Annotated in this window: 1 protein-coding gene and 1 pseudogene; both read right to left on the bottom strand. The window is 54.0% G+C overall.

All coding sequences use genetic code 11. The features are described 5' to 3' along the window. On the bottom strand, nucleotides 1-1,538 hold a 1,538-nt coding region (locus ACY2RQ_RS19235; RefSeq protein WP_490114630.1), incomplete at its 3' end, for a hypothetical protein. 115 nt (nucleotides 1,539-1,653) lie between these two features. Next, a pseudogene (locus ACY2RQ_RS19230) lies at nucleotides 1,654-1,926 on the bottom strand (hypothetical protein); the annotation flags it as partial.

The following is a 1,926-nucleotide window of genomic DNA, read 5'->3' as shown; positions in this document are numbered from 1 at the left end:
GTGATATTGTTGTTGGCATCGTACTGATACACCCGATCCATAAACTCTGCTGACGAGCTTGTGGAGTCAGTTGTCAGCCGGGTCAGTCGGTAGTTCTGGTCATAGTCGGCCTGGGTCTCGGTTTGATTGCCAAAACGGATCGCTGTCAAAGGCCCAAAAGGCTTGTAACGCAGGTTATCAGCCAGGGTGACGGTATTCCCTCCTTTGCGGGTTTCCAGACTGCTGAGCTGGCCGGAGGTGTTGTAGCTGAGGGAGAGGGTGCGACCATCCGGGTAGGTCATGCCGTTCAGACGATTGGCCAGGTTGTAGCGGTATTCAAGCGTGTAACTCTTGTTACCTCGGGTGTAGGTTACCTGGGTCAGGTTGCCTCGCGCGTCGTAGCGATAGGCCTGGCTACCGGTGCTGTCACTGATACCGGTGAGGCGACCAATGCCTTTGTTGCCCCCATCGGTACTGTCATAGCTGTAGCTGATATTTAAGGCGGGCTGATCCGGATATTGTACACGGGTCAGGCGGTTGAGGGCATCGTATTGATAGTTGACCTCGCCACCTTTGGCATCAACCTGGCGGGTTCTGTTCCCTGCGCCATCATAGGTATAAGTGGTGGTGCCGGTGTCCGGGCTGTTGAGTTGGGTCAGATTTCCGAAAGCGTTGTAGGTGTAGGTGGTGGTCAGACCCCGTTGATCAGTAATCTGGGTGACCCGGTTCTGGCTGTTATAGCTGCGACGAGCGGTATCGTTAGCCGGATTCAGCTCTTCAGTCAGGCGATTCAGGGCGTCGTAGCTCTGCTCTGTCTTCAGACCTTTGCCATCGGTGACGGCAGTGACATTGCTGTTTTTATCGTAACCGAGACGCTTTTCTACAGAGTCGTCGGCACGGACAGTGGTCATCAGGCGACTCAGTTCATCAAAGGCCCACTTGCGCTCTTTGGTGATAGAGCCACCGGAGCCCTTGATCACTTCACCGGTGCGGTTGCTGGCGGCATCGTAGCTGTATTCAATCCGTTCACCGGCCTTGTTCTCGATAGCGGTCAGCCGTCGTGCAGCATCATAGGTAAAGGTTAGTTTTTGCCCGTTCGGTGAGGTAATTCCCGTGACCTGTCCGACAGCGTCATAGTCCATTTCCGTAACCGCATTATTGGTGCCATCGGCGGAGATCAGGGTAGCGGTTAGCAGCCAGCCTCTGGGGTGGTAGGTGAACCGTGTTTCCACGCCATTAGCATCGATTACCCGCCCGGGTTGCCCGCGACCGTTGTAATCCAACAGCTGAACACGGTGACCCAGAGCATTAATCACAGCACTGCGATTGCCTTTGGTATCGTACTCAAAGCGGGTGATGTCCTGAACATCGGTACGAGGGCCATCCTGTGTCGCCATCTGCCCGGCACCGGGGCTACCAGCAGGGTGATAGGTGTACGACTGAGTGCGGGTGGTGTTGGCCTGGGCTGGAAGAGCGAGCAGGGTGCTCGCCAGAGCGATGGCTAATGGACAGGTGAGAGGTTCCCATCGCTTTTTAGGAAAGCGGGTCCGAAGAGTCATAGTGTTATCCTTACAGTGTTCTTCTTAGAGCAATGTGACAGTGCACGAACAAAAACGTGAGCGTGCACGGCTGATTGTTTAAACAAGTCGGTGATTTATTCAGTGTTATCAGAAATTATGAGGCAGGTTTGACCTGGCGGGACGTTAAAAGGCCCTTATCGTCGTAGGTGAACTCAATCACCCGGTCGGGCTCAGTGACTTTGATAGGTAGACGGAATTCGGAATGCCACTCGGTAGTAACAACCCGCTCATTAGGTGTGCCCTTGGCTTCCGTTCTTTTTGTCTCCAAACCACGGTTGTTATGGTCATAATCTGTCACCACCCCTTCCCAGTTTGTAACTAGGTCCCGAAAGCCATTCACATCGTAGGTTGTGGATTGGTTGGCTGC

Source organism: Parendozoicomonas sp. 209JJ7-1 (assembly GCF_058147085.1).
The sequence above is the reverse complement of the archived record's forward strand: the minus strand, read 5'-3'. Positions and strand labels throughout refer to the sequence as shown.